At 69.3% G+C, this 5,891-nt stretch carries 4 protein-coding genes; 1 reads left to right on the forward strand and 3 read right to left on the reverse strand.

Annotation, left to right across the window (positions count from 1 at the left end):
* Window positions 1-136: 136 nt before the first annotated feature.
* From GHC57_RS18505 to GHC57_RS18515, 3 genes are all read right to left on the reverse strand, one after another.
* The gene (locus GHC57_RS18505) at window positions 137-463 is read right to left on the reverse strand and encodes a type II toxin-antitoxin system RelE/ParE family toxin (protein WP_211369248.1); all 327 of its coding nucleotides are present in this window, start codon (window positions 461-463) and stop codon (window positions 137-139) included.
* 106 nt (window positions 464-569) lie between these two features.
* Window positions 570-3,743 carry an efflux RND transporter permease subunit gene (locus GHC57_RS18510; RefSeq protein WP_153347049.1) on the reverse strand — a complete coding sequence of 1,058 codons (3,174 nt, stop codon included), beginning with the start codon at window positions 3,741-3,743 and terminating at the stop codon, window positions 570-572.
* The gene (locus GHC57_RS18515) at window positions 3,740-5,125 is read right to left on the reverse strand and encodes an efflux RND transporter periplasmic adaptor subunit (protein ID WP_153347051.1); all 1,386 of its coding nucleotides are present in this window, start codon (window positions 5,123-5,125) and stop codon (window positions 3,740-3,742) included. Before GHC57_RS18515 ends, GHC57_RS18510 begins: the two co-directional genes overlap by 4 nt.
* A gap of 242 nt (window positions 5,126-5,367) precedes the next feature.
* Here GHC57_RS18515 and GHC57_RS18520 point away from each other — a divergent pair, with 242 nt between their 5' ends.
* Window positions 5,368-5,802: a class I SAM-dependent methyltransferase gene (locus GHC57_RS18520; RefSeq protein WP_153347053.1), complete on the forward strand. Its 435-nt coding sequence runs from the start codon at window positions 5,368-5,370 to the stop codon at window positions 5,800-5,802.
* The last annotated feature ends 89 nt before the right edge of the window (window positions 5,803-5,891 follow it).

A 5,891-nucleotide genomic window follows, 5' to 3' on the forward strand; every position in this document is an offset into this window, starting at 1 on the left:
GCTGGAATTCGAGCAGGGATCGAGGAAACTTGCTCATGGTCGGGCTCCGGAAATGGCGTGCGTTCACGTTATGTTCTGCGCCGTTTCAGGCCACCTGTCACCACATGATGTGGTCCCGGACTCAAAGGGATAAGCCCTAAAAATTTTTCAATCTCTGCTCCGCCGCGTCAATGATGTGTTTCGGCGTCTTGATGCCACTCGTGGACTTTTTGACGAAACAGTGGGCGACAAACACGACGCCTTCAACACGGGTCGTATAGATCAGGCGATACGCATCGCCCTTGTGCGTCAGAGCCACCTCAAAAACCCCGGGGCCGAGCCCCTTCATGGGTTTTGCTTTGAGATGGGTCAGCCCCATCCGGGCCTGGACCAGGGCAAACGACACCGTCTCTCTCACGGGGTTGGGCATCGCCTTCAGCGCCTTCAGGGCCGGCGATGCCCACCGTAACGCGGACTCGGCCACGGGCGATCTCCTCGACCTTCCTCGCCCCCTCATGATATCGAAAGTGATATCAGGGGGGCAAGCCCTGTGGCGCAAGACTCCTCACCGCGATGGGCCGCGCACCCCCTCACTCCCCCGCCAACGCCGGATCGCGGCCGACCGGCGAGACATCCTCCGGCCGCACGCGCCGGGCCACGCCCAGGTCGTCCAGGATCACGTAGACCACCGGCACCAGCACCAGCGCCAGCACGGTCGCCGAGGTCAATCCGAACGCCAGGCTGGTCGCCAGCGGGATCATGATCTGCGCCTGCAGGCTGGTTTCCAGCAACAGCGGCCCCAGCCCCATGATCGTGGTCAGCGAGGTCAGCAGAATGGGCCGGAAGCGTTCCCGCGCGGCGCGGCGGGCGGCGTCGGGCGCGCTCATGCCCTCCAGCCGGCGCTGCTTGATGAACATCACCAGCAGGATGGAGTCGTTGACCACCACGCCGGCCAGCGAGGCCAGCCCGATCATGGACGGCATGGACAGCTCCAGTCCCTGCGCCAGATGGCCCAGGATGGCGCCGATCAACGCCATGGGGATCGCGGCCATCACGGTCAGCGGCTCGGCGTAGCTGCGGAACTGGAACGACAGCAGCAGGAACACGCCGATCAGGCCGACCAGCATGTTGCGGCCGAGCGAACCCATGCTCTCGGCCATCTCCTTCGCCTGGCCCTCGAAGTCGGTGCGCACATCGGGGTGCCGCTCCAGCAGGCGCGGCAGAAAGGTCTCGCGGGTGTGGCTGACGATCTGCTGGGCGTTGGCGAGGGTGTCGTCCACCTCGCCGATCACGGTGATGGTGCGCCAGCCGTCCACGCGGGCGATGCGCGCCCAGCCCCGATCGGTGTGGAAGGTCGCCACATTGGGCAGCGGGATGGTGTCGCCGCTGTCGGTGGTCACCATGAAGCCATCGAGATCCGCCAGAGACTCCCGGTCCTCGGCGCGCAATCGCACATCGATCTCGAACGCCTCATCGCCGACCTGGATCTCGTCCACCGTCACGCCTTGATAGGCGGCGGCGATCTGCTGGGCCACGGTATCGGCGCGCACCCCCAGCGCGCTGGCCCCGTCGCGCAGACGCAGGCGGATTTCCGGCTTGCCGGGGCGCATGTCGTCCATGACGTCATAGACGCCCTCGTAGCCGGCCAGCCAGTGTTGCAGCTCCAGCGAGGCCGCCTTGAGCGCCGCGGTGTCCTGACCGCGCAGGCGGATTTCCAGATCCCGCCCGGCCGGCCCCATCTGGCGCTCGGCGAAGCGCACCGAGACCGCATCGGGGATGACCCCCACCGCCTCGCGCCACGCATCGGCCACGGCACCCGCCGGCAGGTCCGGCCGCCGGTCCGAGTCGATCAGGTCCACGCTCACGGTGGCCACGTGCGCGCCGCTCTCCCCGGCCGTGCTGTTGACCGCGTAGAGCGTCATGACGGACTTGACCAGCGCCCCGCCCGCCGTGGCCGCGTTGGCGGGATCGACCGAGCCCGGCGGCAGGTCGTCCGACAGCCGCCGGCCCAGATCGTCGATGGCGGCTTCCATGCGGGCCACGGCCTCTTCCGTGCGGGTCAGCGGCGTGCCCTGCGGCATCAGAAGTTCGGCCTGGATGGTGGTGCCGTCCAGGGCGGGAAAGGCGCGGAACTTCACGAACCCGCCGGCCACCAGAGAGACCGTGCCCAGGAACATCAGGATGAGCACGCCAAGCGCCAGATAGCGCCACGCAATGGCTCCGTCGATCAGCCGCCCCATCAGGCGCTCGCGCACCCAGTCGAAGCCGGATTCGAACCGGCGGCGCCAGCCGCGCGGCTCTGTCTCCGCGTGTTTCTCCAGCGAGTGCCCCAGGTGGTGCGGCAGGATCAGGAAGGCCTCGACCAGACTGACCACCAGCACCAGCAGCAACACCATGGGCAGCGCCCGCAGGATCTGGCCCAGGGTGCCCGACAGGAAGGCCAGCGCGCCGAAGATGCAGATGGTGGTGACGAACGACGACAGCACGCCCGGCATGACCTCGCGCGCGCCGTCGATGGCGGCCTCGTAGGGTCCCTTGCCCCGCTTCAGGTGGCGGGCGATGTTCTCGGAAATGACGATGGCGTCGTCCATCAGCAGGCCGACCGCGATCAGCAGCGCCACCATCGTGATCATGTTGATGGTCAGGCCGAGCACGCTCATCAGGAACAGGCCGCCCATGAACGACACCGGCAGACCCATCGCCACCCAGAAGCTGAAGCGCAGCGAGAAGAACAGGAACATCACCAGGAACACCAGAAGCAGGCCCTGGGCGCCGTTGTCCAGCAGCATGGTCAGGCGGTCGCGCACAATGGAGGCGGCATCGCGCGTGACCGTCAGCGAGACCCCGGCGGGCGCGCGGGCGCGCTCCGTCTCCAGGAACGCGGTCAGGCGGTCCATCACCTCCAGGGTGTCCTGGGCGCGGGTCTTGGTGATGTCCAGCAGCGCCGCGCGGCTGCCGTTCAGCACCACCTTTTCCTCGTCGCGCTCGAAGCGGTCGGTGATGGTGGCGATGTCGCCCAGCCGCAACTCCCCGCCGGTGTCGGAGGCCACGATCACCAGATCCCGGAAGGCGGCCGGCGAGCGCCGCTCGTCGGCGAAGCGCACGATCACCTCGCCGTCGCGGGTCTCCACCCGCCCGGAGGGGCGGTCCTGGCTCTGGCGCTCGATCAGGGTGGCGATGTCGCGCAGGCTGAGGCCGTAGCGGCGCAGCGTTTCCGTCGCCACCTCGATGCGGATCTGGCGGTCGGAAAAGCCCCCGATCTCCACCTGACCCAGCCCGGCGGCGCCCATGCGGTTCTTGACCTCCTCGGCGTAGGCCTTCAGGTCGGTGGCCGGCATGTCGCCGGTGACGGCGACCGAGGCGACGAAGTCCGAGCGCCCCAGGGTGCGGACGATCGGGTCCTCGGTGTCCTGGGGGAAGCTGTCGATGGCGTCCACCTCGGTCTTGATGTCGCTCTCGAACAGGCGGATGTCGCCGCCTTCCTGCATCTCGGCGGTGAGCGTGCCCACGCCCTCCACGGCCGTGCAGCGGCGTTCCTTCAGGTCGTTGATGCCGCTGACGGCCTCTTCCAGACGCTGGCAGATGGCGTTCTCGACCTCGTCGGCGGTGGCGCCCGGGTAGATCACCTGGACCTGCACCTGATCGAGTTCCAGCTTGGGAAAGGTTTCGCGCTGCAGACCCGGCAGGGCGGCCAGCCCCAGCACCAGGATGCCGATCATCAGCAGGTTGGCGGCGGTGGGGTGGCGGGCGAAATAGGCGATCATCGGCCGGCCTCCTCCGCGGTGTCCGCGTCCGCGGCCGGGGCCTCACCCGTCGCCTCGGCGATCAGGCGGGCCCTGACGGCCTCGTCCGGGCGCGGGTCGAGCAGCATGCCCGCGACCGCCGGCATCAGGTCGGTGACCACCAGCCGGTCTCCGGGCCGCACGCCGTCCTCGATCACCGCCAGATCGCCCTGATAAAACCGGATGGCCACCGGCCGCTTGACCAGCCGGTCGTCGCCGTCGAGCAGATAGACGCGCCCGTCATGGACGGCGAGGCGGGGCACCACCACCGCGCCCTCGATGGCCGGGCCGCGCAGCTCCACCGCGACGAACATGTTCTTGACCAGCGGCGGGCGCACGCCCGGCACCGCCTGTTCGTAGCTGCCCTCCACGGCCAGGATGATCCCCGCCGTGCGCGTCTTGGGGTCGATGGTGTCGGACACCCGCACCAGCCGCGCCGGCCAGGACACGGTGCGCGAGACCGTCCCGCCCGTCTCCAGCCGCACGGTGGCCTCGATGTCCAGGGCCTCGCCCACGCTGTCGCGGCGGGTGGCCTGGCGCATCAGGTCGCCGGTGCCCGGGTTCATCAGCGGCAGCAGCTCGGCGAAGGTGAACTGCGCCTCGATCTCCGAGACCGCGATGCCGTCGCCCTCCGCCAGCACCTGCCCCACGGTGGCGAACTGGGATTCGGCCACGTTCACTTCGGCCACGCGGATGGCGAAGGGCGCGGTGATGCGGGTGTTCTCCAGGTCCAGGCGGGCCTGCTCCAGCCGCGCCTCGGCCAGGGCGCGCCGCGACGGGATCAGGTTGAGCGTGTTGCGCAGGTTCTGGAGCGTCTGTTCGGCGTTCAGCAGCGCCGATTCCGCCTGATCCAGCGCCGACTGCGACGCCGCCCCGGTGCGCCGCAGGTCGCGCTGCCGCGCCAGATCGCGTTCGGCCAGGGCAACGGCGCGTTCCTGGATGGCGATGGAGGCGCGGGCGTTCTCCTCCTCCACCGCCAGTTCCTTCAGGTCGGCCTCGCGCTGGCGCACGGTCAGGTCATAGTTGGACGGGTCGATGCGGGCGATCTCGGTCCCGGCGGCCAGGATGGCGCCGCGCTTCAGGTTGTCGTCCACCGCCACCACGCGCCCCGCGACCTGGGCCACCGCCTGCCAGACGTCCTGCGGCCGGACCTGCCCGAAGCCGGTGGCGCGCGGCACCAGCGCCACCTCGGGCACGGTGATGATGCGGGCGGCGCGCGCGGTCTCGGTGGCGCCGTCGGCGCGCACGGGCGGGGCCTTGCCGCCGGCCAGAACCAGGATCAGCAGCACACCCACCACGACAGGGGGCACGACCAGGGTCTTGCGCCAGTGCCGGCGGACGAAGGACGCGACGGGTCGGAGCATGGCGGGGCCTCGGCGGTTCTTGGGGACGGACGGGGTCGGGTCGGACGACCGGCGACGGTGGCCGGACCGGGTCCGGCGCGCCATGACCCCGGTCAACGCAAGTGGATGGGGCATCACCCATCATCTTTCACCGCGCCTGTCTACACCCCACGTGTCGCACACGGATGGCATCCTGTGACAAAGTGTGGCGGAGGCGGCCCGCGGTCGCCCGCCCCCGATTGCATCATGGAGAGACAGAACTCATGAGCGCGGCCTTCTGGGACGACCGCTACGCGGCGAGCCCCCGGCATCTCTACGGCGTCGAACCCAGCGCCTTTCTGACCCGCCAGCGCCACCGGCTGGATCGGAGGCAAAGCGTGCTGGCGGTCGCCGACGGCGAGGGCCGCAACGGCGTCTGGCTCGCCGGCCAGGGCCTGAAGGTGCACGCCGTGGACGGCTCGGCCGTGGGCCTGCAAAAGGCCATGCGGCTGGCGCTCGACCGGGGGGTCAATCTCCGCACCACCTGCGCCGACCTGACGGACTGGGCGTGGCCGGAGGGAGTTTATGACGCGGCGGTCTGCATCTTCCTGCACCTGCGGCCGGAGCACCGGCGCGATGTGCACCGGGCCATGGCGCGGGCGCTGCGGCCGGGCGGCGTGCTCATCCTGGAGGCGTTCCACCCCCTGATGTGGATATAATTGGCTCAAATAGCGTTCGCTATGCATTCCCGGATTTGGTATCATGAAGGATACCGAACGCGGGAGGCGGGCATGGATCGGGACACGTT

The sequence above is a fragment of the Roseospira navarrensis genome, from assembly GCF_009601025.1.
In the GTDB taxonomy this organism is placed as follows: domain Bacteria; phylum Pseudomonadota; class Alphaproteobacteria; order Rhodospirillales; family Rhodospirillaceae; genus Rhodospira; species Rhodospira navarrensis.

Bases quoted from the DNA above. Each gene is read 5' to 3' on its own strand.
- GHC57_RS18510 (WP_153347049.1), bottom strand. From the start codon at position 3,743: ATGATCGCCTATTTCGCCCGCCACCCCACCGCCGCCAACCTGCTGATG.
- GHC57_RS18515 (WP_153347051.1), bottom strand. From the start codon at position 5,125: ATGCTCCGACCCGTCGCGTCCTTCGTCCGCCGGCACTGGCGCAAGACC.
- GHC57_RS18520 (WP_153347053.1), top strand. From the start codon at position 5,368: ATGAGCGCGGCCTTCTGGGACGACCGCTACGCGGCGAGCCCCCGGCAT.